Origin of the sequence: Methylobacterium sp. SyP6R (genome assembly GCF_019216885.1) — a bacterium.
Lineage (GTDB): Bacteria > Pseudomonadota > Alphaproteobacteria > Rhizobiales > Beijerinckiaceae > Methylobacterium.
In genome coordinates, this window is the sequence record NZ_JAAQRC020000001.1 from 5576700 (window position 1) to 5601914 (window position 25215).

At 70.8% G+C, this 25215-nt stretch carries 26 protein-coding genes; 14 read left to right on the plus strand and 12 right to left on the minus strand.

The features are described from left to right. Nucleotides 1–11: 11 nt before the first annotated feature. From HBB12_RS25600 to HBB12_RS25620, 5 genes are all read right to left on the minus strand, one after another. On the minus strand, nt 12–1154 hold the full coding sequence (locus tag HBB12_RS25600) for a Re/Si-specific NAD(P)(+) transhydrogenase subunit alpha (RefSeq protein WP_236991951.1): 1143 nt from the start codon (nt 1152–1154) through the stop codon (nt 12–14). 199 nt (nt 1155–1353) lie between these two features. Then, the gene (locus tag HBB12_RS25605; protein ID WP_236991952.1) at nt 1354–1647 is read right to left on the minus strand and encodes an aa3-type cytochrome c oxidase subunit IV; all 294 of its coding nucleotides are present in this window, start codon (nt 1645–1647) and stop codon (nt 1354–1356) included. 246 nt (nt 1648–1893) lie between these two features. Further along, nucleotides 1894–3261 (minus strand): ABC1 kinase family protein, encoded by a 1368-nt coding sequence (locus tag HBB12_RS25610; protein ID WP_236991953.1) that lies wholly within the window; start codon nt 3259–3261, stop codon nt 1894–1896. 114 nt (nt 3262–3375) lie between these two features. Continuing rightward, nucleotides 3376–3687: a metal-sensitive transcriptional regulator gene (locus HBB12_RS25615; RefSeq protein ID WP_236991954.1), complete on the minus strand. Its 312-nt coding sequence runs from the start codon at nt 3685–3687 to the stop codon at nt 3376–3378. Nucleotides 3688–4199: 512 nt separating this feature from the next. Further along, nucleotides 4200–4415, minus strand: coding sequence for a hypothetical protein (locus HBB12_RS25620; RefSeq protein ID WP_236991955.1), 216 nt, complete (start codon nt 4413–4415; stop codon nt 4200–4202). A 311-nt stretch (nt 4416–4726) separates the two neighbouring features. On the opposite strand from HBB12_RS25620, the gene HBB12_RS25625 reads away from it, so the two are divergent. The 3 genes from HBB12_RS25625 to rdgB all read left to right on the plus strand — a co-directional run bounded on the left by HBB12_RS25625 (nt 4727) and on the right by rdgB (nt 7443). Beyond that, complete coding sequence (locus HBB12_RS25625) at nt 4727–5956, plus strand: glycosyltransferase family 4 protein (RefSeq protein WP_236991956.1); 1230 nt, start codon at nt 4727–4729, stop codon at nt 5954–5956. 141 nt (nt 5957–6097) lie between these two features. Beyond that, entirely contained in the window at nt 6098–6811 is a 714-nt protein-coding gene (rph, locus tag HBB12_RS25630; protein WP_236991957.1) for a ribonuclease PH, read from the plus strand. Next, complete coding sequence (gene rdgB, locus HBB12_RS25635) at nt 6811–7443, plus strand: RdgB/HAM1 family non-canonical purine NTP pyrophosphatase (protein WP_236991958.1); 633 nt, start codon at nt 6811–6813, stop codon at nt 7441–7443. The genes rph and rdgB overlap by 1 nt, the downstream gene beginning before the upstream one ends. Nucleotides 7444–7524: 81 nt before the next feature. Here rdgB and HBB12_RS25640 read toward each other — a convergent pair whose 3' ends face one another. Beyond that, nucleotides 7525–7950 (minus strand): organic hydroperoxide resistance protein, encoded by a 426-nt coding sequence (locus HBB12_RS25640; RefSeq protein ID WP_099954895.1) that lies wholly within the window; start codon nt 7948–7950, stop codon nt 7525–7527. Between the two features lie 284 nt (nt 7951–8234). Between HBB12_RS25640 and HBB12_RS25645 the strand changes: the two genes are divergently transcribed. Further along, nucleotides 8235–8765 carry a MarR family winged helix-turn-helix transcriptional regulator gene (locus HBB12_RS25645; protein ID WP_442919378.1) on the plus strand — a complete coding sequence of 177 codons (531 nt, stop codon included), beginning with the start codon at nt 8235–8237 and terminating at the stop codon, nt 8763–8765. Nucleotides 8766–8772: 7 nt separating this feature from the next. Here HBB12_RS25645 and HBB12_RS25650 read toward each other — a convergent pair whose 3' ends face one another. After that, nucleotides 8773–9612: an aldo/keto reductase gene (locus tag HBB12_RS25650; RefSeq protein WP_236991959.1), complete on the minus strand. Its 840-nt coding sequence runs from the start codon at nt 9610–9612 to the stop codon at nt 8773–8775. A 289-nt stretch (nt 9613–9901) separates the two neighbouring features. Between HBB12_RS25650 and HBB12_RS25655 the strand changes: the two genes are divergently transcribed. From HBB12_RS25655 to HBB12_RS25670, 4 genes are all read left to right on the plus strand, one after another. After that, nucleotides 9902–11086, plus strand: coding sequence for a methionine ABC transporter ATP-binding protein (locus tag HBB12_RS25655; RefSeq protein ID WP_272913298.1), 1185 nt, complete (start codon nt 9902–9904; stop codon nt 11084–11086). Continuing rightward, nucleotides 11076–11741: a methionine ABC transporter permease gene (locus tag HBB12_RS25660; RefSeq protein ID WP_236991960.1), complete on the plus strand. Its 666-nt coding sequence runs from the start codon at nt 11076–11078 to the stop codon at nt 11739–11741. Before HBB12_RS25655 ends, HBB12_RS25660 begins: the two co-directional genes overlap by 11 nt. 34 nt (nt 11742–11775) lie before the next feature. Next, complete coding sequence (locus HBB12_RS25665) at nt 11776–12555, plus strand: MetQ/NlpA family ABC transporter substrate-binding protein (RefSeq protein WP_236991961.1); 780 nt, start codon at nt 11776–11778, stop codon at nt 12553–12555. Nucleotides 12556–12710: 155 nt separating this feature from the next. Then, a complete protein-coding gene (locus HBB12_RS25670; RefSeq protein ID WP_165090534.1) occupies nt 12711–12968 on the plus strand; it encodes a hypothetical protein in 258 nt (85 codons plus the stop codon). Between the two features lie 123 nt (nt 12969–13091). On the opposite strand, the gene HBB12_RS25675 is transcribed toward HBB12_RS25670, so the two are convergent. The 4 genes from HBB12_RS25675 to HBB12_RS25690 form a co-directional block, all read right to left on the minus strand. Then, nucleotides 13092–13304 carry a hypothetical protein gene (locus HBB12_RS25675; protein WP_236991962.1) on the minus strand — a complete coding sequence of 71 codons (213 nt, stop codon included), beginning with the start codon at nt 13302–13304 and terminating at the stop codon, nt 13092–13094. A gap of 124 nt (nt 13305–13428) precedes the next feature. Further along, entirely contained in the window at nt 13429–13674 is a 246-nt protein-coding gene (locus HBB12_RS25680) for a hypothetical protein (RefSeq protein ID WP_442919317.1), read from the minus strand. A gap of 104 nt (nt 13675–13778) precedes the next feature. Then, a complete protein-coding gene (locus HBB12_RS25685) occupies nt 13779–15602 on the minus strand; it encodes a cation:proton antiporter domain-containing protein (RefSeq protein WP_236991963.1) in 1824 nt (607 codons plus the stop codon). A gap of 164 nt (nt 15603–15766) precedes the next feature. Then, entirely contained in the window at nt 15767–15907 is a 141-nt protein-coding gene (locus tag HBB12_RS25690; RefSeq protein WP_236991964.1) for a hypothetical protein, read from the minus strand. 271 nt (nt 15908–16178) lie between these two features. Between HBB12_RS25690 and HBB12_RS25695 the strand changes: the two genes are divergently transcribed. Further along, complete coding sequence (locus HBB12_RS25695; protein ID WP_236991965.1) at nt 16179–16757, plus strand: DUF2147 domain-containing protein; 579 nt, start codon at nt 16179–16181, stop codon at nt 16755–16757. Between the two features lie 561 nt (nt 16758–17318). Then, the gene (locus HBB12_RS25700) at nt 17319–17819 is read left to right on the plus strand and encodes a Ros/MucR family transcriptional regulator (RefSeq protein WP_236991966.1); all 501 of its coding nucleotides are present in this window, start codon (nt 17319–17321) and stop codon (nt 17817–17819) included. A 631-nt stretch (nt 17820–18450) separates the two neighbouring features. Here HBB12_RS25700 and HBB12_RS25705 read toward each other — a convergent pair. Next, the gene (locus tag HBB12_RS25705) at nt 18451–18798 is read right to left on the minus strand and encodes a DUF6481 family protein (RefSeq protein ID WP_236991967.1); all 348 of its coding nucleotides are present in this window, start codon (nt 18796–18798) and stop codon (nt 18451–18453) included. A gap of 284 nt (nt 18799–19082) precedes the next feature. Between HBB12_RS25705 and HBB12_RS25710 the strand changes: the two genes are divergently transcribed. The 4 genes from HBB12_RS25710 (at nt 19083) to HBB12_RS25725 (ending at nt 25125) form a co-directional block, all read left to right on the plus strand. Then, on the plus strand, nt 19083–20129 hold the full coding sequence (locus tag HBB12_RS25710; protein ID WP_236991968.1) for an HD-GYP domain-containing protein: 1047 nt from the start codon (nt 19083–19085) through the stop codon (nt 20127–20129). 323 nt (nt 20130–20452) lie between these two features. Further along, the gene (locus HBB12_RS25715) at nt 20453–23230 is read left to right on the plus strand and encodes a hybrid sensor histidine kinase/response regulator (protein WP_236991969.1); all 2778 of its coding nucleotides are present in this window, start codon (nt 20453–20455) and stop codon (nt 23228–23230) included. 105 nt (nt 23231–23335) lie between these two features. Continuing rightward, nucleotides 23336–24304 carry a cation diffusion facilitator family transporter gene (locus tag HBB12_RS25720; protein ID WP_236991970.1) on the plus strand — a complete coding sequence of 323 codons (969 nt, stop codon included), beginning with the start codon at nt 23336–23338 and terminating at the stop codon, nt 24302–24304. A 440-nt stretch (nt 24305–24744) separates the two neighbouring features. After that, nucleotides 24745–25125, plus strand: coding sequence for a Ros/MucR family transcriptional regulator (locus HBB12_RS25725; RefSeq protein WP_272913299.1), 381 nt, complete (start codon nt 24745–24747; stop codon nt 25123–25125). Nucleotides 25126–25215 lie beyond the last annotated feature (90 nt).

Below are 25215 nucleotides of genomic sequence, written 5' to 3' on the forward strand. Positions count from 1 at the left end.
GGCGAGCGGCCTTAGGCCGCCTTGGGCTGGAAGTTCGGGTGGACGACGGCGCCGTCGCGGGTCAGGCAGGTCGCCTTGACGAGTTCGTCGTCCCACTTCACCGCCAGCGTCTTCGCGGCCTTGTCGACCAGGGTCTCGACGAAGGCGTAGAGGTTGCGGGCGTAGAGGCTCGACGAGGTGGCGGCCAGCCTTCCTGGCACGTTGGCGTAGCCGACGATCTTCACGCCGTTCCCGGTCTCGACGACCTCGTCGGCCTTGACGCCCTCGACGTTGCCGCCGCGCTCGACCGCGAGGTCGACGAGCACCGAGCCCGGACGCATCGCCGCCACCATGTCGGCGGTGACGAGCCTGGGCGCCGGCCGCCCGGGGATCAGCGCGGTGGTGACCACGATGTCCTGCTTGGCGATGTGGCTCGCGACCAGCTCCGCCTGCTTCTTGCGGTACTCGGCCGACATCTCCTTGGCGTAGCCGCCGGCGGTCTCGGCCTGCTTGAACTCGTCGTCCTCGACGGCGACGAACTTGGCGCCGAGCGACTCGACCTGCTCCTTGGCGGCGGGCCGCACGTCGGTGGCGGTCACCACCGCGCCCATGCGGCGGGCGGTCGCGATGGCCTGCAGCCCGGCGACGCCGGCGCCCATCACGAAGATGCGGGCCGCCGGGACGGTGCCGGCCGCGGTCATCATCATCGGCAGCGCCCGGCCGTAGACGGCGGCGCCGTCGACGACGGCGCGGTAGCCCGCGAGGTTGGCCTGGCTGGAGAGCACGTCCATCACCTGGGCGCGGGTGATGCGGGGCATCAGCTCCATGGCGATCGCCGAGACGCCGGCATCGGCCATCGCCTTGACCTCGGCCTCGTGGCCGTAGGGATCCATGATGGCGATCACGATCGCGCCGCGCTTCAGCGCGGGCAGCTCGTCGGCGGCGGGGCGGCGCACCTTGAGGACGATATCCGCCCCCTCGGCCGCGGCCTTGGCGTCGGGCGCGATCGAGGCACCGGCGGCCTCGTAATCCGCATCCGGCACGCCGGCCTTCAGGCCCGCCCCGGACTGCACCGTCACCTCGGCCCCGAGAGCCTTGTACTTCTTCACCGTTTCCGGGACTGCCGCGACACGCGGCTCCGCCGGATCGGTCTCGGATAGGACCGCGATCCGCATTCAGGCTTCCTCTGGTCGATACACGGCGCGACGCGCCGATCCCCCCTCCAGGGTCGGCATGTACAAGGCCACGCCTGCCCCACAACTGTAAAGCCGTCCCCTGTCGCCAGGGAACGGCTTTCGTTACAAATTCTACACGATTAAGTCACGCGCAATTTATCTGGCGCGGGAGGGAGGGGCGGGCAGGCCGCCCGCATCCTCAGTAGAAGGCCAGCATGAGGGCGAGCAGAGCGGCCACCACGGCGGGAGCGCGCCAGCCGATGCCGGGCGCGAGCGCCCCGATGGCCCCGGCGACGCCGCCGAGCACCACGCCGACGATGGCCGAGATCCAGGCCTCGCGGACGCCGCCGACGGCGAGCGACAGGACCCAGCAGATCACGACGCCGGTGGCGATCTCGACGAAGGTGACGAAGCCGCGATAGGTCGCCTCGTGCGACGGGCCGTCCATCTCCGGGCGGTAGGCGGAGTCGGTGGCGTGTGTGATGTCGGCCATGATGCGGTAGACCCCGTCTTGTGCTCGTTGGCCGGGCTTTAACGCATGCCCAAGGTCCCGGCAATCAGCCGCAGCCAAACCCCGCGCGGGACGCTGATCCCGCCGGCCAGGCTGCAAATCCCTGTGGATGTTCACGTCTTCGGCACCGGAGACGGCTCGGGCCGTCTCGTGCGGCCCCGATCCGCCGAAGGTCGAAGTGCGAATCCGCACCTTTTTCCCGGTCTAAGGTGGCGAGGCGCCGAGCCATCAGGCCGGTTGCGGCAAGCCCACCTTGTCCAGGGCCGCGTGCTGCCGGGCGGCGAGGTCGTCGAGGGAGAAGCGGTCGATCTGGGCCTCGAACAGGCGGTGATAGTTCAGTTCCGAGCGCAGATGCAGGAACACCGCGCCCAAGCCCACCGCCGCCCGGTCCATGAACACGAATTCCCGCGGCACCGTCACCGGCCCGCGCTCCTTGAGGGCGCGGTGGACCTCGAAGGCCTGGCGGCGGCCGTACTCGCTCGGCTTGACGCCGTCCGCCACGGTGCGGACCCGGTCCTCGAGCAGCGGCCCGTAGATGAAGCGGGCCCAGATGTTCAGGGTATCGACGAGGTCCCGGGTGAGATTGCGGAATCCCCAGGTCTCGTAGGCGTGGACGATCCGGGCCTCTTCGTCGTGCAGCAGCCCCTTGTAGAGATCGACCACGCCGCCGACGAAGCGGGGATGGAAGATGCGGATGCAGCCGTAATCGAGCAAGTTGATGCCGGCTGGCTCGTCGCCCTCGGAAAAGACCGTGTAGTTGCCGAGATGGGGATCGCCGTGGATCACCGCGGCGCGGCTGAAGGGGTGCCACCAGGCCTGGAACATCGCATGCGCCAGGCGGTTGCGCACCTCCAGCGGCCCGCCGGTGAAGCTCAGGATCTTCTCGCCCTGGAGCCAGCCCTGGGTGAGCAGGCGCTTCGTCGAGAGGTCGGGGAAGACGACCGGGACGCGGACCGTCTCGACGCCCTTGAGCACGTCGGCATAGAGGGCGGCGTTGCGGGCCTCGCGGGTATAGTCCAGCTCCTCGCGCACCCGGTCGCCGATCTCCTTGGCGATCTCGCGGGTGTCGATCACCGAGCTGATGCGCCGGTGAAGCGCGAAGGCGAGTTCGAGCTGCTTGAGGTCCGCCTCGACGGCGGATTGCATGTCCGGATATTGCAGCTTGCAGGCGAGCGGCACGCCGTCCAGGGTCTCGGCCCGGTGGACCTGGCCGAGGGAGGCGGCGGCGGCGGGGCGCAAGTCGAAGGTGCCGAAACGGTCCTTCCACTGGGGCCCGAGCTCGGCGGCCATGCGGCGCTTGACGAAGGCGGCACCCATCGGCGGCGCCTCGGATTGCAGCTTCTGCAACTCGGCGGCGTATTCCGGCGGCAGCAGGTCCGGCACGGTGGCGAGAAGCTGCGCCACCTTCATGATCGGCCCCTTGAGGCCGCCCAGAGCCTGGGCGAGGGCGGCGGCGCTGGTGACGTCCTCGCCCTTGCGGCCGAGGAGCCGCGCACCGGCCATCCGGGCGGCGACGCCGCCGACATTGGCGCCGACCTTCGCGTAGCGGGCGGCGCGGGCGGAGAAGCGATTGGCTTCGCTGTCGGAGGCGGACATGCGGGATAAGGCTCGTGCGAGGATGCGCGCAGGCTGCCGCGCGCCGGTCTTGGAGCCCTAGATAATCCCGGCCGCCGTCGCCGCCAGGGCGACCGGACAGCGCGGGGCAGGCTCTCAGGTCTGCCGGAGGGCGGCGCGCAGGACCCGCACCATCTCCTCGATGGCACCGTCCTGGTCCTTGGCGCGCACCGCGTAGTCGACGGAGGCGTCGAGATGGGTGCTGATGAGCTGGAGCACCGCCTCGCGCACCGCTGCCGTGATGGCGTTCATCTGCTGCACCTCGTCGAGGCAGTAGCGGTCCTCCTGCACCATCGCCTGGAGGCCGCGCACCTGGCCCTCGATGCGCTTGAGGCGCTGGAGGATAGGCTTTTTCTCCTCCTCCGTGCGTCGTATCTGGAGGCGCCCGTCGACGTACTGGTAATCCATGATGTGCCTTCCCCGACCGTGGGTCCGCCTCGTCCGGGGGGCGGGGGCGGCCCGGGCGACGTCGGGTCTGGTGATCGATTGCCGCCCTGTCCCTAAGGAACGGCAATCGATCCCCTATCAGGGGCGCACAGGTCAAGCTCAATCTTGGCGCAGGCTCCGCCCGCGCCTGCGCCGGATGGCCTAGCTCTTGCTTGGTCGGGTCTTGCTGGTGGTGGCCGGGGGAGCGGTCATCTGCTCTGTCTGGGCGCCGGAATCGGGCCGGGCGGGCCCGAGCACCGGTTCCTCGCCCAGCGGCTCGAAGGCCTCGAAGTGGAGCCGGCCCGTTGCCGTCGATCGACGGACCTTCCGCGAAGCGGCCGGGCGGGACCGGCGTGCCGTTGCGCTCGATACCCATGAACATGTCGCTGAATTCCCGCGCCTCCTTCGACTGGTCGAAGCCGTTGGGCACCGGCAATCCTTCCTTCAGCCCGCCATGTCCTCGACGATCGCCAGCCATTGCTGCTGGCGCATCGTTAGACGTGCGAGCAGTCGAACGGCGCGCCGTCGCAATTGACGGGCAGGGCCGCCATGCCGATGGAGAGCAGGCGGCGCTGGAGCATGCCCTCGACGACGTGGCGCGGGCGCTCCCCGACCATCACCGCCCCGACGATCGGGTTGGCCTGGGCCGAGGTCTCCTGGAGGGTGGCCGGCGCGTCCTCGAGGTTGAGGGCCACCGCCGTCGACAGCATCTCGATGTGGCTGATCCCCCCGGTGGCGGCGGTTCGAGCGCGGCGGCGGGTTTCTTCCTCTTCCCACGGGCTTGGCGTATTCACTCCCCCTCGGTCCGAGCGCTTCTCCATTCGGAAGTCGCGCGCCTCTCCTCTTCCGGGCGATCCCGGTCTTGCCCGGTATCGCCTGGGGATGGGAAAATGCTCGCTTGTACGAGGGGTTGGGCTTCCGAGACGGTATGTAAGCTTGCACGCTGCCCACAGGGAGAGGAGGGGTTCCCGCGCCTCGCCCCCGAACGACGGCCCTGTTTCCGAGGACTCAACTGCCGCCGATGCGCGTTCTCTTCGTCCACCAGAACTTCCCCGGCCAGTACCGCCACGTCGCCCCGGCTCTTGCCGCGCGGCCCGGCACCGAGGTGGTGGCACTCGGTATCAACCCGGCGCCCGTCCTGCCGGGGGTGCGCCACCTGCGCTACACGGTCGCCGGGCGTTCCACCTCCGGCATCCATCCGCTGGCGGCGAGTTTCGAGACCGCGACCCTGCGGGGCGAGGCGGCGGCGCGGGCAGCGCTCGCGCTGAAGGCCGAGGGCTTCCATCCGGACGTGATCTGCGGCCATTCCGGCTGGGGCGAGACGCTGTTTCTCAAGGACGTCTGGCCGCGGGCGCGGCTCCTGACCTTCGCGGAATTCTTCTACCATGCGACGGGTGCCGATTCCGGCTTCGATCCGGAATTTCCGAGTATCGAGGCCGACGCATGGCGCACCCGCGCCCGCAATGCCGGGCAGCTCGTCGCCTTCGAGGCCTCCGACCGGCTGGTCAGCCCGACCGCCTGGCAGGCGAGCCGGCTCCCGGCCGTGTTCCGCGACCGGCTCAGCGTGATCCACGACGGCATCGACACCGACCTGCTGCGGCCCGATTCCGGCGCCCGCATCACGCTGGGCCGCGATCGGCTGTCCCTAGGGGTCGGGGACGAGGTCGTCACCTTCGTCAACCGCAACCTCGAACCCTATCGCGGCTATCACAGCTTCATGCGGGCCCTGCCCGAGATCCTGCGCCGGCGACCGAAGGCCCGGGCGGTGATCGTCGGCGGCAGCGACACCAGCTACGGCGCCAGGCCCCCGGCCGGTCGAACCTGGCGCGACATCTTCCTCGACGAGGTCAAGGCGGAGCTCGACCTGTCGCGGGTCCATTTCGTCGGCAAGATCCCGTATCGCGACTATGTCGACCTGTTGCGGGTCTCGGCGGCCCACGTCTACCTGACCTACCCGTTCGTCCTGTCCTGGTCGATGCTGGAAGCGATGGCGCTCGGCGCCTGCATCGTCGGCTCGGCGACCCCGCCGGTCGAGGAGGTGATCCGTCAGGGCGAGAACGGGCTCCTGGTCGATTTCTTCTCGCCGGCCGCGATCGCCGAGGCGGTGGTCGGCGTGCTGGCCGATCCCGCCCTCGTCGCCCCCTTGCGGGCGGCGGCGCGGCAGACCGCGCTCGCCTACGACCTCGGGCGGGTCTGCCTCCCGGCACATCTGCGCCTGATCGAGGCGGTTGCCGCCGGGGGCGGAGCCTAGCAACCTTCTGCGCCGCCGGCTTCGCGGCGGGGGAGGCGGGTTCCCCTTGCCGCCCCCGGCGCCAGCGCCTAAGAGCGCGCGGCCCTCAGCAAATCTCAAGCGTCGCGCCGACGAGCGCGGCGCCCCGGACAGGAGTTGCCCATGCGCCCCTCGAAGCGCGCCCCCGACGAGCTGCGCAAGGTCACGCTGGAGCGGGGCGTCTCGCGCTACGCCGAGGGCTCCTGCCTCGTCACCTTCGGGGAGACCAAGGTGCTGTGCACCGCCTCGCTCGAGGAGCGCGGGCCGTCCTGGCTGCGCGGCTCCGGCAAGGGCTGGATCACCGCCGAATACAGCATGCTGCCGCGCGCCACCCACGACCGCAACCGGCGCGAGGTCAATGCCGGCAAGCCCTCCGGCCGCACCCAGGAGATCCAGCGCCTGATCGGCCGGTCCCTGCGCGCCGTGGTGAACCTGCCGGCGGTCGGCGAGCGCCAGATCGTCGTCGATTGCGACGTGCTCCAGGCCGATGGCGGCACCCGCACGGCGGCGATCACCGGCGCCTGGGTGGCGCTCCACGAGTGCTTCACCTGGATGCGCGGCCGCTCGATCATCTCGGTCGATCCGATGCGCGACCACGTCGCGGCGATCTCCTGCGGCATCCACAAGGGCACGCCCGTCCTCGACCTCGACTACGCCGAGGATTCCGGCGCCGAGACCGATGCCAACTTCGTCATCACCGGCTCGGGCGGCATCGTCGAGGTGCAGGGCACGGCCGAGGTGAAGCCGTTCTCCGAGGAGGAGTTCCTGAGCCTGCTGCGGCTGGCCAAGACCGGCACCGCCGAACTGGTGGCGCTCCAGAAGCAGGCCATCGCCTGATGGGCCGCCTCCTCACCGGGCGGGTCGTGATCGCGACCCACAATGCCGGCAAGCTGCGCGAGATGCGCGAGCTGCTGGCGCCCTTCGGCGTCGAGGCGGTCTCGGCCGGGGAGCTGAATCTCCCCGAGCCGGACGAGACCGGCACGATGTTCTCGGAGAACGCCGCCATCAAGGCGCGGGCGGCGACGCAGGCCACCGGCCTTCCGGCCTTCGCGGACGATTCCGGGCTCTGCGTCGATGCCCTCGACGGGGCGCCCGGCCTGTTCTCGGCCCGCTGGTCCGGCGGCTCGAAGGATTTCTCCGGCGCGATGGCACGCATCGAGCGCGAGCTGACCATCCGCGACGCCACCGACCGCCGCGCGCACTTCGTCTCGGCCCTGGTCCTGACCTGGCCGGACGGGCACGAGGAGCTGTTCGAGGGGCGGGTGTTCGGCGAACTGGTCTGGCCGCCCCGCGGCGACAAGGGTTTCGGCTACGACCCGATGTTCAAGCCGGACGAGAGCCCGTTCACCTTCGGCGAGCTGTCCTCGGAGGACAAGCACGGCATCGACTGGGAGACGCGAGAAGCGCTCTCGCACCGCGCCCGCGCCTTCCTGGCGCTCGCCGCCGCCTGCCTGCGCCGGCCGGACTGAATATGACAAAGGCGCCCGCTCCGGGGGAGGGGCGCCTTGCTGGGACGGGGGCGGCGCTCGAGGCCGCCCCGCCGCGACGGATTACGCGACCGTCAGGCCGACATCGACGTTGCCGCGGGTGGCGTTCGAGTAGGGGCACACTTGGTGGGCCTTCTCGACCAGCGTCTCGGCGGTCGCCTTGTCGAGGCCCGGCAGCGAGATGGTCAAGTCGGCGGTGATGCCGAAGCCGCCCTCGGAGCGCGGGCCGATGCCGACCTTGGCGGTCACGGTGGTATCGGCCGGGACGGCGATCTTCTCCTGGCCGCCGACGAACTTCATCGCGCCGAGGAAGCAGGCGGCGTAGCCGGCCGCGAAGAGCTGCTCGGGGTTGTTGCCGGCGCCGCCGGCGCCGCCGAGCTCCTTGGGGGTCGACAGCTTGACGTCGAGGCTGCCGTCCTGGGTCTGGGCGCGACCGTCGCGACCGCCATTCGCCGTGGCCTGGGTGGTGTACTTCACGTCGACCGACATCGGGGCTCTCCTCAGATCGGGCGGCCTGGGATGGAGGCATCCCGGCGCGCCGCGGCACGGTCATAGATCGAAATCCGATTGCGCGCAATTTGTTTTTGTGCGCCGTCATGGCTATGATCGTGACGAACCCGGGCGCAGAGTGTTCCTCGGGCCGCGGTCCGGCCCCGCTCGACGGAGCCCTAGAGGAGCCGGACATGGGGGAGCCGGACATGGGGGAGCCGGACATGGGGGAGCGGGACATGGGGGAGCGGGACGTAGGGGAGAGGGACATGGAGGAGCGGGACATGTCCGAGATCGACGCGCGCCGCGAGACCGTCGCCCGGAATTCCGACCGGGATGCCGGTCGAGATGATCCCGGTCAGGCGGACGCCCTGCACCTGTCCAACCAGATCTGCTTCGCGGTCTATTCGGCGGCGCACGCCTTCAACCGGATCTACAAGCCCCTCCTCGATCGGATCGGCCTGACCTACCCGCAATATCTCGTGCTGCTCCTGCTCTGGGAGCAGGACGGGCAGACGATGAAGACCCTCGGACAGCGCCTCTACCTCGATTCCGGCACGCTGACGCCGCTGCTCAAGCGCCTGGAGGCGGCGGGGCTGGTGACGCGGACCCGCGACGCCGAGGACGAGCGGCTGATGCGCATCGGCCTGACCGAGGCCGGCGCATCCTTACGCGACAAGGCGATGCCGTTCCCCGACGAGATCGTCTGCGCCTCCGGCCGGCCGGCGGAACGCCTGGTGGCCCTGCGCGACGAGATCCTGGCCCTGCGCGACAGCCTGCATGACTGCGCGGCGCCGGATCGCGGGGGGGCGTGAGGGCGCATCACAGCATCGGCAGGTGCCGCGGCTTCGGTCCGCGCGGGAAGGCGGCGTCGATCCGGGCAAGGTCGGCCTCGCTCAAGGCGAGGCTGCCGCCGCCGGCATTCTCGGCGGCATGGGCTGGGCTCGACGCCTTCGGGATCGCCAGGACGCCGTCGCCGCGGGTGAGCGCCGCCAGCGCGACCTGCCGCGGGGTGGCGCCGTGGCTCTCCGCGATCTCGGCCAGCACCCGGCCGCCCGGGGTCGCCGGGCCGGGGAAGCTGTCATGGCCGAAGGGGCTGTAGGCCACCACCGCGACGCCGTGGCGCCGGCACCAGGGCAGAACCGCGTGCTCGATCGCCCGCTCCTCCAGGTGGTAGAGCACCTGGTTGCAAGCGATGCGGTCGGGACCCGCGACGGAAAGCGCCTCGTCGAGGTCGGCGGCGTCGAAGTTGCTCACCCCCCAGGACAGGATCTTGCCCGCCCGCACCAGGTCCTCGAAGGCCCGGAAGGTCTCCTGCAGGGGATGCGGCCCGCGCCAGTGCAGCAGGTAACAGTCGAGCCGGTCGGTGCGCAGGCGCTTGAGCGAGCGCTCGCAGGCCTCGATCGTGCCGCGGCGCGAGGCGTTGCCGGGCAGCACCTTCGAGACCAGGAAAACCTCGTCGCGCCGGTCGCCGATCGCCTCGGCGATCAGCGGCTCGGCCTCGCCGTACATCTCGGCGGTGTCGACGTGGCTCATGCCGACATCGAGCCCGCGATTCAGGGCGGCGGCGGCCACGGTCGGCTCGCCCTCGTCGAGGTACCAGGTTCCCTGCCCGATCACCGGCACCGCGGGTCGGTTGCGTCCGAAGGGTTGCCGTCGCATCGCGTGCTCCTGCGATCTGTGCCGTCCTGGGCCGCGCGGCACCCGGTGGGCAAGGGCAGATCACCGAGGATGCACGGTTTTCTGCGATCCGTCGCCAACGGGAGGGTGAGGTGGCGGGGCCGTGAGAGGAAAAAAGACCTTCTCCCCCGGCGTGTTCTTCAAAAAGAACATTCCGGTTGACAGAAAGTCCGCTTCCGGGTTTTTGTGCCGGCCTGCCAACTGGATCAAGACACCCGCCGAAGGACCTCATGACCGCTCCCGTCTCCCCGCCCGCCCGGACCCGCGCGCCGTGACGGCCCCCGTCCGCGTGCCCGTGCCGGCGGACCTGAGCGGCCGGCTCGGCGATCCCGATGCGCTCGTCCGGCTGGAGAGCGTGGCGAAGACCTACACGGCGCGCCGTGGCGCCGGCGCCGTCACGGCGCTCGAGGATATCGATCTCTCGGTGTCGCGCGGCCGGGTGCTCGGCGTCATCGGCCGCTCGGGCGCCGGCAAGTCGACGCTGATCCGCCTGGTCAACGGGCTGGAGCGGCCGAGCCGGGGCCGGGTGATCGTCGATCGGGCCGAGATCTCGAGCCTGTCGGAATCCGCCCTGCGGGCCGAGCGCCGCGGCATCGGCATGATCTTCCAGCACTTCAACCTGCTCTCGGCCCGCACGGCGGCCGGCAACGTCGCGCTGCCCCTCGAAGTGGCGGGCGCCGACAAGCGCGCGATCCGCGCTCGCGTCGCGGAACTCCTCGACCTCGTCGGGCTCGGCCCCCAGGCCGACCGCTACCCGGCCGAGCTGTCGGGCGGCCAGAAGCAGCGTGTCGGCATCGCGCGGGCGCTCGCCACCAACCCGAAGGTGCTGCTCTCCGACGAGGCGACCTCGGCCCTCGACCCCGAGACCACCCGCTCGATCCTCGACCTGCTCGGCCGGATCAACCGCGATCTCGGCCTGACGATCCTGCTCATCACCCACGAGATGGCGGTGATCCGGGCGATCGCCGACGAGGTCGCGGTGCTCGACGGCGGCCGCATCGCCGAGAAGGGCGACGTGTTCGAGGTCTTCACCCGGCCGCAAGCCGCGATCACCCGCACCTTCCTCGACGAGGAGACCGGCCGCACCCTGCCGCCGGCGCTCGCCGGCCGCCTCAGCCCCGGCCTGACGGCCGGGGAGGGGAAACAGGCGGTCCTGCGCATCACCTTCCGCGGTCCGCACGCCACCGATCCGGTTCTGGCGCAGCTCGCCCGCGACGCCGGCATCCCGGCCGGCATCCTCTCCGGCACCGTCGACGAGATCGCCGGCCGCCCCTTCGGCACCCTGGTGGTCGGGATTCCCCCCGAGCCCGCAATCGTCGAACGGGCGCAGGCCTTCCTCGCCGCCCGCGGCCTCGACGTCGAGATGCTGGGCACCCTCGACCTCGCCGGCTGGCAGCAGACCGCCGCGCCCCGCCTCCAGAATCCCTCTCGGACCGATCCGCGTCATGTCGCCTGAACTGACCCGCCTCCTCGTCCAGGCCACGATCGACACGCTGCAGATGGTGGCGGTGGCGGCCTCGCTGGGCACGCTGGTCGGCCTGCCGCTCGGCGTGTTCCTCGCCACCAGCGGCCGCGGCGAACTCCTGGCCGCGCCCTGGCTCAACCGGGTGCTCGGCCTCGTCGTCAACGCCACCCGCTCGACCCCGTTCATCATCCTGGTGGTGGCGATCATCCCGTTCACCCGGCTGGTCGCCGGGACCTCGATCGGCACCAACGCCGCCACCGTGCCGCTCACCATCGCGGCGATCCCGTTCATCGCCCGCCTCGTCGAGGGCGCGGTGCGGGAGGTCGATGGCGGCCTCGTCGAGGCGGCCCGCGCCTTCGGGGCGAGCCCGCTGCAGATCGTCCTCAAGGTGCTGATCCCCGAGGCTCTGCCGGGCATCGTGCTGGGCCTCACCCTGGCGGTGGTGTCGCTGATCGGCTTCTCGGCGATGGTCGGCGCCGTCGGCGGCGGGGGCCTGGGCGATCTCGGCATCCGCTACGGCTACCAGCGCTTCATGCCCGAGATGATGCTCGCCGTGGTGGTGGTGCTGATCGTCCTGGTGCAGCTGGTCCAGACCCTCGGCGACCGGCTGGCGCGGCGCATGAACAAGCGCCTGCGCCACGGCTGATCCCATTTTCCCTTACCCTCGGAGCGTGAATTCGATGCTGCGTACCCTCACCCTGGCGGTCCTCCTCGCCACCGCCGGCCTGCCGGCCCTTGCCCAGACCCAGCGCGTGCGCATCGGCGCCACGCCGGGCCCGCACGCCCAGATCCTGGAGGCGGTCAAGCCGATCGCCGCCAAGAAGGGCATCGACCTTCAGGTGGTCGAGTTCTCGGATTACGTCGTGCCGAACGAGGCTCTGTCGTCCGGCGAGCTGGAGGCCAACTCGTTCCAGCACCAGCCCTATCTCGACAACCAGAAGGCCGATCGCGGCTACAAGATCGAGAGCGTGGCCCAGACGGTGAACTTCCCGATGGGCGTCTACTCGAAGCGCCACAAGAGCTTCGATGCGGTGCCCGCCGGCGGCACGGTGGCGATCCCCAACGACCCGACCAATGGCGGCCGCGCCCTGCTGCTGCTCCAGGACAAGGGGCTCCTGAAGCTCAAGCCCGATGTCGGCTTCAAGCCGAGCGTCGCCGACATCACCGAGAACCCGAAGCGCCTGCGCATCATCGAGGTCGACGCGGCCCAGACCCCGCGCTCCCTCGACGACGTCGATGCGGCCGCGGTCAACACCAACTACGCCACCGCCGCCGGCCTCAAGCCCGGCGACGCGATCCTGAAGGAGGACCCCAAGGGCCCCTACGTCAACGTGATCGCGGTGCGCAGCGCCGACAAGGACAAGCCCTGGGTCAGGACCCTCGTCGAATCCTACCGCTCGCCCGAGGTGAAGGCCTTCATCGAGACCAAGTTCGGCGGCGCGGTGATCACCAGCTGGTGAGCCGGCCGGGGATGGGGCCGGCCGAAGGATCGATCTCTGGCCGGACCTTATCCACAAGACGAACGCCGATTGCAGCGGAGCCATGAAACCAAACGCGGCCGTGCGCGTCTTCTCAGCACGGCCCGCGTGATGGGCTGGCCTTCTTGAGGTGCCCGATGAAGATCCTGACTTCCTGCCTGGTCGCGGCCGTCCTCACCGCTGCCGCCGTTCCGGCCTTCGCTCAGGGCGGTTCGCCCTACAACAATTCGGGCTCGCAGGCCGGTGGCCCGCTCGCCGGCCAGCAGCGCGAGATGGGTGCTCCGGGCGGCGGCCCGGCCATGGGTGCCGCTCCGCGCGCGACCATGCAGCCGACCATGCGCAAGAAGCGCATGATGAAGCACCGCCGCATGCACCGTCACCACCACGCCCGCTGAGCCGAACCAGTCGGGTTCAGCCTTTTTCCGGCGCGTTCGTCCGGCGGCTCAGGCCGCCCGGCGGGCGCGCCTTCGTGTTTTCGCCGTCCCTTGGACGGGACGCGTCTCTGCGGAGCCCCCGTCTCAGAACCCGCCGGTACGCCACAGCGCGACCCCAGCCGCCACAAGCCCGGCGAGCCAGAGGCCGGCGATCAGCGTCAGGGTGCGTCGGCGGCCCGATCTCGGCCGGTTGTCGTTGGCGGCGCGGCGCAGCCGGAGGGACGCGGCGGCGTAGCCGTGGGTGGCTGCCGCGATCGTGGCCGGGCGGGCGGGGGCGGTCTTGCGCAGGCTCGTCATGGCGATTCGTGCTCGTCGGACGACGATAGCACGAGGGTGAGGCGAGCGTGAGCGCCCGAACGCCGCAAGCCGTCCGCGCGGCCCGATTTCGGGCGAGGATTCAGGCAGGATTTCAGGCGAGATTTCAGGAAGGCAGCCGGATCGGGCGCGCGACGCTCCGGGGCGCGTGATCGTCGATCCAGTGCGGGCTGAGCACGGCGCCGTCCTCGGTGACGATCCAGGGCAGGGTCTCGGGATCGTCGGCGCGCGCCGCCGCCGCGAGGGCGGCGCGCAGGGTGGGGTAGCGGCGCATCTCCCGGGGGCCCGGCGCGGCCCGGGTGCCGTGCCACACCATCAGCCCGGCCGGACGCTCCATCTGCGGCTGCGACATCGTGCAACTCCTCTGGACCAAGCGAGGAGACACTGGCACGGCCGAGTTTTCGCGATGCTGGCCGGACGATTGCGGTTCGGTCATGAAGCGGGGGGAGGGCGGCGTCACGATTCCGCCGGCGCCTCGCGGTGCGGCCGCAGTTCCGGGGCGCCGAGTTCGGGCTCGGCCTCCGCCGCAGGCTCGGCCCGGCTCTCGGCCCGGCTTGTATCGATGAAAAGGCGGGCCTCGCCCTCGCTGAGTCCCAAGCTGCGCAGGGCGTAGAGCGCCATGCCGAAGCCGACCTCGCGCTCGGCCATCAGTACCAGGCCGACCTTCTCCTCCTCGAGGTTGCGCCGCTCGGTGTCGCTGTGGGTGCGCACCACCGTGTCGATGCCCGGATTGGCCTCGCGGGCGATCTCGATCAGGCGGCGGGCCTGGTGCGCGTCCGGGCTCGCGACGACCAGCAGGCGCGCCCGCCCGATATCCGCCGCGTCGAGGATGCCGGTCGCGCCGGCATCGCCGAACACCGTCGCGATGCCGGCATTGCGCAGTTCTTCGACCCGGCGCCGGTCGCGCTCCACCACCACGAAGGGCAGCTCCCAGGCGGCGAGCGCCTTGCCGATGGCGCCGCCGACCCGGCCGTAGCCGATCACCACCGCGTGCCCCTCCCGGCCCCTGGCATGGGCGGAGACCGCGATGGCGCCGCCGCGATGCTCGAACCGGGCGGCGAGCGCCGGCTTGCCCTCGACGAAATGGGCGAGCCGGCTCAAGGCGGCGAAGATCAGCGGGTTGAGGGTGATGGACAGGAGCGAGCCGGCCAGGATCAGGTCGCGGCCTTCCGGCGGCAGCAGCTTCAGGCCGATGCCGAGGCTCGCCAGGATGAACGAGAACTCGCCGATCTGGGCGAGGCTCGCCGCGATGGTCAGCGCCGTCGAGAGCGGATGGCGGAAGGCCAGCACGATGGCGACCGCCGCGAGCGACTTGCCGACCAGGATGATCGCCAGGGTGGCGAGCACGGCGAGCGGCTCGCGCAGCAGGATCGTCGGGTCGAACAGCATGCCGACGGAGACGAAGAACAGGACCGCGAAGGCGTCCTGGAGCGGCAGCGAATCCGCCGCGGCCTGGTGGCTGAGGTCGGATTCGGCGAGCACCATGCCGGCGAAGAAGGCGCCGAGGGCGAAGGAGACGCCGAACAGCTCCGCCGAGCCGTAGGCGATGCCGAGCGCGAGCGCCAGGACCGCCAGGGTGAACAATTCGCGCGAGCCGGTGCGGGCGGCCTGGTCGAGGAGCCAGGGCACCACCCGGCGGCCGCCGGCCAGCATCAGCCCGGCGAAGGCCGCCACCTTGGCGAAGGTCAGCCCGAGGGTGAGCCAGATGTTGCCGTCGCCGGCGATGCCGTGTGCCGCACCCGCGCTCTCGCCGCCGAGCGGCCCGGCGAGGGCCGGCAGCAGGACGAGGGCCAGCACCATCGCCAGATCCTCGACGATGAGCCAGCCGACGGCGATGCGGCCCTTGTCGGAATCGAGCAGGCTGCGCTCTTCGAGCGCCCGCAGGAGCACCACCGTCGAGGCGACCGAGAGGGCGAGGCCGAAGACGAGACCGGCGCCGAGGCCCCAGCCCCAGGCGACGCTGAGAGCCAGCCCCATCAGGGTGGCGACCGCGATCTGCACCACGGCGCCGGGCAGCGCGATGGCGCGCACCGACATAAGGTCGCCGATCGAGAAATGCAGGCCGACCCCGAACATCAGCAGGATCACGCCGATCTCGGCCAGCTGCCCGGCCAGTTCCGCGTTGCCGACGAAGCCCGGCGTGTGCGGCCCGACCGCGACGCCGGCGAGCAGATAGCCGACCAGGGGCGGCAGCTTCAGACGCTGCGCGAGCATGCCGCCGACGAACGCGAAGACGAGCCCGAGGGCGATGATGGCAATCAGCTCGGAGGCATGCGGCACGGTCGGGTCAGCTCCTTCGGATTCGGCATGCCGCCGGGGCGGCAATCTGAAGTCCGAAGTCTAGCAGCCTTTCCGGGTTCCCGCGGTGCTGCACCGCACGAAAAACCGCGGCAACATCCGGAAATCTCCCCGAAATCCTCGCGATGCCCGCGGGGCGGGGGAGCTCAGCGGCCCGCGGGCCGACGGGCGGCGCCGGGCAGCCGCGGCAGGCTCGTGCGCAAGGTCGCGCCTGGCCGGGCGGCGAGCACGATGACGATCGCGCCGAGGGCGGCGGAGGTCATCACGAGGAGCTCGGTCGTGAACATGCGGCGGCCCTGGGGGTGAGCGGACGCCGCGTCGCGGCATTCGAAAACGGCGGGTTTGGCCGGATGGACGATTGCCGCCCGGCGTCGCTGCTCTAGCTCGCCGCGGGAGCGGCCGGCCATGTGACATCCCGCCGTGAGGCAGCATGTCCGCGTCGACCGCCCACGATTCCGACGCAATGGGCCGGCCTCTGGCGTCCGGCCGCGCGATGCGGCATCAGCGATGGACATCAGTGTCGTGCGCGGGTCGCACCGCCAGACGAGGGTATGCAGTATGAAGAAGGTCCTGACCGGGGCGCTCGTGGCCCTCGGCCTGTCGTCCGGAGCGGCGCTCGCCGCGCCGAAAGACCCGAGCGGGACTTGGTTGACCGAGGACGGCCGGGCCCGCATCCGGATCGAGAAGTGTCCCGGCCGCGCCGACCGCATCTGCGGCTACGCCGTCTGGCTGAAGGTCCCCAACGACGACAAGGGCCAGCCGCGGGTCGACTTCAAGAACGCCGACGCCAAGAAGCGCAGCCGCCCCTCGCTCGGCCACCAGCTCATCATGGGGCTTAAACCCAACGCGGATAACCGTTACGAAGGGCAGATCTACAACGCCGACGACGGCAAGCTCTACGACGTCTCGATCTGGACCGAGGAGCCGGGCGAGCTCAACGTCCGCGGCTGCCTGATGGGCTTCCTGTGCGGCTCCCAGACCTGGACCCGCGCGAACGACACCGTGCCCGGTCAGCTCACCGCCGCGACCGGCGCCCCGAACGGCCCGCGGCCGGACCCCGAATGGGCCGCGGCCCCGAAGGCGCCTGCCCCCGCGGCTGCGGCCAAGCCGGCGCCGGCCGCCGCGCCCAAGCCGTAGCGCCCGAGCCGTAGCGCGGACCGGACCCGTCGTCCGTTCCATCATCGTCGCGACCTGTGCCGCTGCCTGCGGTGCGGGCGCCATGCCAGGGCATCCGCCGGTCGCGGCGGGTGCCTTTCTTTTTGCCTGCGGGTGCCATTCTTCTTGCGCGACGATCGTCATGCACAGTCGCCGCCCCGCCGAATGCCTTTCTAAGTTGTGGAGTTTTCAGGTTGCATCAGTGGCAAGCCCGCCACCCACGAAGGAGGCTCGGCCGTCGCTCGCAACCTCACGTATTGTTTCTTTCAGATTGCGGCGTGCCGGCCTCTCCGGACGTTGCAACCCCACGGTCAAAGGCTTAGGCCATTGGTGGGATATAACCGTGAGATCAATCATTGCGCATATATTCCTTTTGCAACCGTCTGTAGGCAAATCAGAACTTCCCGTAAAAGCACCGGCTGTGAATCGAATGGCTGTCAGCGGTTGCCGGTTGTGGCTCTCTACTCGCGGGAAAAAATTTTTCATTGACTGTTAGGAATTTTGGCGACATGTGCAAAGAAGTATTCCAAAAAGGGGGCCTTCATGAATGACGACGACCAGGCGCCGAGCTCGCATCTGATCAATCTTTCGGCGGACATCGTGTCGGCCTACGTGTCGAAGAACTCGGTGCCGGTCGGGGATCTGGCGAGCCTGATCGCCGCGGTGCACGCCTCCCTCGAACGCGTCGCCGCACCGCCGGCGCCCGAGCCCGAGAAGCCCACGCCGCCCGTCCCGATCCGCAAGACCGTCACGCCGGACTACATCGTCAGCCTGGAGGACGGTAAGCCCTACAAGTCGCTCAAGCGGCACCTGACCACCCGCGGTCTCTCGCCCGACCAGTACCGCCAGAAGTGGGGCCTGCCGCACGATTACCCGATGGTCGCCGCGACCTATGCCGCCCAGCGCTCGGAACTCGCCAAGAGCCTCGGCCTCGGCCAGATCCGGCGCGACCGCGCGGCGGCCGCCCGGCTCGCGGCGGAGACGAGCCATGCGGGCGGCGAGCAGGCCCCGGCCCGTCGGGGTCGCCCGCGCAAGGGCGAGTAATACGAACGGTCGTTGAAAACGACCTTTGGTTCCGTTCTCGAATTTTCGCCAAGCCTCTGGCTTGGTGTCGAAAATTCGAGATGGTTCAACGGCACGATGCGTCAGCATCTTGGGCCGTTGGTATAATCGAGGAGAGTGATGCCGTGTCCGGAAGACGACCTCCGAAAACGGCATCACAAGCCCATGCGGCGGAGCTTCTGGCTCGACACACTTGAGCCAAGGCAAAATCCGGACGGCGTGCGTCCGGGCCTCGCCGCCATCGCGACGACAGGCGCTGGAATCCGCTCCCCCGGGGGCGAGGGGCCAGCGCCTTTTTTATGGGGTAGGGGTGCCTCGGCGCGCCCGTGGCGATCGGACGTCCCGAGCTACAATCCCGCATCGGGCTTTGCAGGGTTTCCTGTCGAAGAAAACCCTTTCCGAGGAAACCCGCTCCATCGCGTGCGAGGGCGTCCGCCGATAGGATCGCCGGCCTCGGGCACGAACTCTTGTTGAAAGGAGCGCCCCGACGACGAAAACCCCCGCCCGGCAGTCGCACGCCGCGAGCGGCGCCGGACCCGGCGAGGGCTGAAACGACCGGGGCGGTCCCCCGGACGGGGACCGCGACATCGGCTCGATCGGTTTGCGCGCAGGCTTACTTGCGGCGCGCCTTGCGGGCGGCATAGCGGGCGTCGCGGGCGGCCTTGCGCTCCACCTCCTCGGCGGCCTCGCGCTCGGCGGCCTCGGCGGCCTCGCGCTCGGCGCGGGCCTTGGCCTCCGCCGCCTCGGCGGCCAGGCGCTCGGCCTCCGCCTGCTTGGCGGCCTCGCGCTCGGCGGCGCGGGCGGCACGGGCCTCGGCGATCTTCTGGCGCTCGGCCAGGCGGGCCTGGACCTCGGGGTCGTCGGCGGCGGGCTTGGCCCGGAACTTCTCCAGCAGGGCCTTCTTCGCGTCCGCGGACGTGCTCCGCCGATCGTTGAAGTTCTGGTCCTTGAAGCCGGCCATCGTGTTCGTCTCGTCGTCCTGCGTGCGAAGGCGCGCCTGGTCGTCAGGGCCGCGCCGGGATCCGTCATGGGCTGTCCGGCTCCCGCTGAGCTGAGCGAGGGGCCGTCGGAACGTGCTCTAGCGCCGACCGCGTCCGGTTTCAAAGCCAAAGACGCCGCGGCCGGCGGAAGAGAGGGCCGGAACCTCGCCCGATCGGTGCAAAACGCCTGGCCTGGGGGAGGGGATTGTCAAGGTTTCCCCGGCACCCTCGCGGGGTGTGGCGGCCCCTCGCCGGAGGATATCTCATGCGTGCGATCGTCCTCGACGATGCCGAGCTCAACAACCTCCTGATGCTCGAGGCGCTGCGGCCGATCGCGGGATGCCGGCCGCAGAGCTTCACGCGGCCGGCCGACGCCCTCGCCTACGCCGAGGCGCATGCCGACGAGATCGGCATCGTCCTGACCGATTACGAGATGCCCGGGATGGACGGGCTCGCGGTCATCCGGGCCTTGCGGGCGCTGCCGGGCTTCGCCCACGTGCCGATCGTGATGGTGACGAGCTTCGACCAGAGGGCGCTCCGCCGCTCGGCGCTGGAAGCGGGCGCCACCGACTTCGTCAACAAGCCCTGCGACCCGGTCGAGATCCGGGCCCGCGTCACCAACCTTCTGGCGCTCCGCCGCGCCCACAAGGCGGAGGCCGCGCAATCGGCCCGGCTCGCCCAGGAGGTCGCCGCCGCGGTGGCCCTGGTCGAGGCGCGCGAGCGCGAGATCGTCACCGTGCTGATGCGCGCGGCCGAGCACCGCGACACCGATACCGGCGACCACGTCGCCCGGGTGGCGAACTACACGGTGCTGATCGCCGAGGCGATGGGCCTGCCGCCCGAGCAAATCCGGCTGATCAGCCTGGCCTCGACGATGCACGATGTCGGCAAGATCGCGATTCCCGACGCGATCCTGCTCAAGCCCGGTCCCCTGACCCCGGAGGAGCGCCGGGAGATGGAGCGGCATGCCGAGCGCGGCGCCCGCATCCTGGCCAACAGCTCGTCCGACGTGGTCCGGCTCGCCGCCGAGATCGCCGTGAGCCACCACGAGCGCTGGGACGGCAAGGGCTATCCCAACGGCCTTGCCGGCGAGGCGATCCCGCTGCCCGGCCGCATCGTCGCGGTCGCGGACGTGTTCGACGCTCTCACCAGCGACCGGCCCTACAAGCGCGCCTGGAGCCTGGAGGACACCCACGCCTTCCTGCAGCGGGAGGCGGGCGGGCATTTCGACCCAGGCGTCGTCGCGGCCTTCCTGTCGCGCTGGGACGCCGTCGCGGATCTGGTCGGCCGCGCCGCCAGCCGGGCCGCCTGAGGCGCCGGATCGTGACCAGCGAGATGACGGACGAGCCGATCGCCGTGAGCGAGCCGGGCCAGAACCGGGGTTTACGCGCCCGGGTGATCGGCCTCGCGGAGGAGCCGGCCCCTCCGCCGCACGGGTCCGGACGGGCCGGCGGCGGCCTGCGGAGCGCGGACTCGGACACGGCCGGGCCGGGCCCGCTCCCAAGAGGCCCGCTCCCAAGAGGCCCGCTCACAAGCGCGGGACGCCTGGGCCTGCGGCGGCGCAAGACGCCCGTCGGTGCCCCGTCTCGCCCGCGAGGTCCTTTTCCCTGGCCGCGTCCCGCCAGACCCGACCCCGTGAAGCCTGCTTCCGCCGAGCCCGCTTCCGCCAACCCCGCTCCGGCCGAGGCCGGTCCCGTGGCGCCTGCGCCCTCGGCGCCGTCCCGTAGCCTCGCCGCGCGCCTGAGCCGGGTGGTGCTCGGCGCGGTGATCGTCGCGCTGGCCGCCGGCACCCTGATCGGCGCCTGGCAGGAGACGAACCGCTACGCCGCCGACACGCGCCGGTCGCTGAAGAGCCTCGCCAGCGTCTTCGCCGCCGCCGCCGCCGGGGCGGCGGCGGCCGACGATGTGCCGGGCGCCCACGCGGCCCTGCGGGCGATCGCCCAGGTGAGGGGCATCGTCTATGCCGGGCTGACCCGGATGGACGGCTCGGCCCTCGCCGAGCAGGGCATGGGCCTGCGGCTCGCCGACGACCTCGACCTCGACAAGGAGGACATCAGCCCGCTCGCCCTCGTCCTCACCGGCACGGTGAAGGTGAGCGTGCCGGTGGTGGAGAATACCCGCACCGTCGGGCGGGTCACGCTGATCGCCGACAACGCCACCCTCGTCGAGCGGCTCCGGGCCGTGGTGATCAACGCCCTCCTGACGGCGGCGCTCGCCATGGCGGTCGGCTCCGCCGTGGCCTGGCGCCTCGGCCGCGCCCTGACCCGGCCGCTCACCGCGCTCGCCCGCACCATGGACGCGGTGCGCGAACACCACGATTACGACCGTCACGCCGTCCTGCCGGCGGGGGCCTCCTCCGGCGACGAGGTCGGCCGGCTGGCGACGAGCTTCAACGGCCTGATCGACGCGGTGCGCGAGCGCGACCGCCGCCTGATCGAGCACCAGGGCCGGCTGGAGCAGGAGGTGAGCGACCGCACCCACGACCTCAGCGAGGCCAAGGAGGCGGCCGAGGCCGCCAACAGCGCCAAGTCGTCGTTCCTGGCCACGATGAGCCACGAGATCCGCACGCCGATGAACGGCATGCTGGTGATGGCCGAACTGCTCGCCGCCGCCGAGCTGCCGGCGCGCCAGCGCCGCTACGCCGAGGTGATCGCCCGCTCGGGGCAGAGCCTCCTGGCGATCATCAACGACATCCTGGACTTCGCCAAGGTCGAGGCCGGCAAGCTCACCCTGGAGCGCATCGCCCTCGACCCTGCCGAGGTCGCCGACACCGTGGTGACGCTGTTCGGCGAGCGGGCCCGGGCCAAGGGGCTCGACCTCGCGGCGATCGTCGGGCCGGACGTGCCGCGGGCGATCCACGGCGATCCGGTCCGCCTCGGCCAGGTGCTGGGCAACTTCGTCAACAACGCCCTCAAGTTCACCGAGGCCGGCCACGTCCTGGTGAGGATCGAGACGCTGGACCAGGGTGGAGCCTTGCGCCTGAGCGTCGCCGACACCGGCATCGGCATCCCGGCCGAGACCCTGCCGACGATCTTTTCCGCCTTCTCGCAGGCCGACGGTTCGACCACCCGGCGCTTCGGCGGCACCGGCCTCGGCCTGTCGATCGCCGAGCGGCTCGTCGCCGCCATGGGCGGGCGGATCGGGGTCGAGAGCGAGGTCGGGCGCGGCTCGACCTTCTGGGCAGAGATTCCCCTCGACATCGTCGCGGCGGCGGAGCCGGTCTCGCGCCAGGGCGGGATCGTCCCGGCGGTGGTCGTCGCGGTGCCGGGCCGAGCGACCGGACTCGCCCTGATGGAAGGCCTGCTTGCCGCCGGCTTCGCGCCGGGGGAGACGGGGGAGGGGGCGCACCATCTCGTCGAGGCCGGGGCCCTCGTCCGGGCCGGGCGCCGCCCGGCCGGGGCCGGCCGGGTCCTGGCGCTTGCGCCGATGGGCGAGCCGAGCGGGGCTGCCGTGCTGTCCTCCGGCCTCGCCGATGCCCTGCTGCGCTGGCCGCTGGCGCAAGGCGAGTGGCGCCCGGCGCTTTCGGCGCTCGCGACCGGCGAGACCTTCGCGGGCATCGGCGCCGAGGCCGGCCCGGTCGCGTCCCTGCCGCGCTTCCCGGCCGCGCGGGTGCTGGTGGCCGACGACAACCCGGTCAACCGCGAGGTCGCGGTCGAGGCTCTCGGCCGCCTGGGCGTCGCCTCCGTCGTCACCGTGGAGGACGGCTTCCAGGCGCTCGAGGCGGCGCGCGATGGCGGGTTCGACCTGATCCTGATGGACGGCTCGATGCCGGGCCTCGACGGCTTCGACGCCGCACGGGCGATCCGGCAATGGGAGACGGCGGAGGGTGCGGCCCGCATCCACATCGTGGCGGCCACCGCCCATGTCGTCGGCACCGCGGCCGGGGCCTGGCGCGAGGCCGGCATGGACGGCGTGCTCGCCAAGCCCTTCACCCTGACCGATCTCGCCCGCACGCTGGCCCTGGCCCTGGGGACGAGCGGCGACATGAACGCGTCCGCGGATCCGGCCGAGATCCCGCAGACCCGCGATGCGGCACCGGCGGCGCTCCTCGATCCCGATACCCTGGCCGGGCTCTCCGAGATGGCCGAGGGCTCCGGCTCCGCCTTCGTCGAGCGGGTACTCGGGCTGTTCGCCGCCCATGGGCCCGACGGCCTGGCGGCCTTGCGGGCGGCGACCGACGCCGAGGCCGCGGGCCGGGCGGCGCACGGGCTCAAGTCGATGAGCCTCAATGTCGGCGCCGCGGCCCTGGCCTCGCACCTGCGCGAGATCGAGCACGCGGCCAGGGTCGAGGGGCGGGTGCCGGACGGGGCGACGCTGGGGCCGCTCGACGGTCTGCTGACCGACAGCATCGCGGCGCTCTACGGGCATTTCGGGCTGGATCGTCCAGCGCCCGCGTTGCGCGATGCGGCCTGATCTTCAGGACATCGCGTCGCGCATCCCCGGACCCATCCGGCGCCTCGCGGCGTTACCGTCGTCAGCCGCGGCCACGCTCGCCGCGCGACGGGAGCTTTTGAACACATGGCTCATGAGAGCAGCGGCGCGATCTACACCGCCGCCGGCGCCAACCTGGCGATCGCCGTGGCGAAGTTCGTCGGCGCCTTCCTCACCGGCTCGAGCGCCATGCTGGCCGAGGGCGTCCACTCGGTGGTCGACACCGCCAACCAGATCCTGCTGCTCGTCGGGCTGAAGCGGGCGCAGAAGCCGGCGGATGCCCGTTTCCCGTTCGGCTACGGCCGCGAAGTCTATTTCTACGCCTTCCTGGTGGCCCTGCTGATCTTCCTCGGCGGCGGCGCCTTCGCGGTCTACGAGGGCATCCACAAGCTCCAGCATCCCGAGCCCGCGGCGGATGCGGTGATCTTCGGGCGGACCATCCCGGGCTTCTACGTGAACCTCGCGATCCTCGGCTTCGCGGTCGCGGCGGAAGGGTTCTCCTGCTTCGTCGCCCTCAAGGCGTTCTGGGGCGAGAAGGGCCGGCTGCCGCCGATCACCGCGATCCGCCGCAGCAAGGACCCGGCCCTGTTCACCGTGCTGGTCGAGGACGTGGCGGCCCTGACCGGTCTCGTCGTGGCGCTCTCCGGCGTGATCCTGGCCGAGGTCCTGGAAAAACCCGCCTTCGACGGCATCGCCTCGATCGTGATCGGGTTGATCCTGATCGGAATGGCGATCTTCCTGATGATCGAGACCCACGGCCTGCTCGTCGGGGAGGCGGCGGAGCCCGCGCTGGTCGCCGGCCTCCACGAGATCGTGCGGTCCGAGTCGGGGGTGCAGCACGTCAACGAGGTGCTGACGCAGCATCTCGGTCCCGCCGACATCCTGGTCAATGTCAGCCTCGACATGGACGACCGGCTCAGCGGCGGCGAGATCGAGCGCCTGGTCGGCCACCTGGAGACGCGGATGAAGGCCTTGAGCCCCAAGGTCCGGCGCGTCTTCATCGAGATCCAGTCCCGTCACGATGCGGTGGCGCGGCAGCCGGACAGGGTGGCCTGATCCATCGTCGGCCCGTCGCGCGACGCGCAGGGCCGACCGCTGCCGGCGGCCGGCCCTGCGACAGATATCGTGATCGTGGCTCCGCGCTCAGAAGCCGGCTCTCGATAGATTTTTATGCAATTATTGGCAACAAAAATTCGAAAATTGCAACCTTGGGTATATTGCGGTTGATTGTATCGCGGTGAAATCCACAAGAACTACCTCATTTGATCGCTGCGTTGCTGTTGCCAGCTTGCGGGATGGCCTGAGACTTGCCACCAAGTCTCAGGGACCGACGATCGCGCCGACGGACTTGGATAGCGGACGGCCCTCAAGAAGACCGAGTGGCGGCACGGTGCCGGACCGGCTCGCTGCGACGCCTCCGTCCACCACACTCTCGAAGCGGAAATCCTATGATGTCAGACGTGGATACTCACGATCAGGAGCCGGGCGAAATCGTCATGCTCACGGCCGATATCGTGTCGGCCTACGTGTCGAAGAACTCGGTGCCGGTCGGGGAGCTCGGCAGCCTGATCGCCGCGGTGCACGCCTCCCTCGAACGCGTCGCCGCACCGCCGGCGCCCGAGCCCGAGAAGCCCACGCCGCCCGTCCCGATCCGCAAGACCGTCACGCCGGACTACATCATCAGCCTGGAGGACGGTAAGCCCTACAAGTCGCTCAAGCGGCACCTGACCACCCGCGGCCTCTCGCCCGACCAGTACCGCCAGAAGTGGGGCCTGCCGCACGATTACCCGATGGTCGCCGCGACCTATGCCGCCCAGCGCTCGGAACTCGCCAAGAGTTCGGGCCTCGGCCAGCAGCGCAAGAACCGCGGGCGGTAAGGGGTTCGGCCCGTCGCCCGGCCCCGGGCACGGACCAGGCTCTCCTCGGAGGGCGCCCCGACTTGGGCGCCCCGACTTGGGCGGGCATTC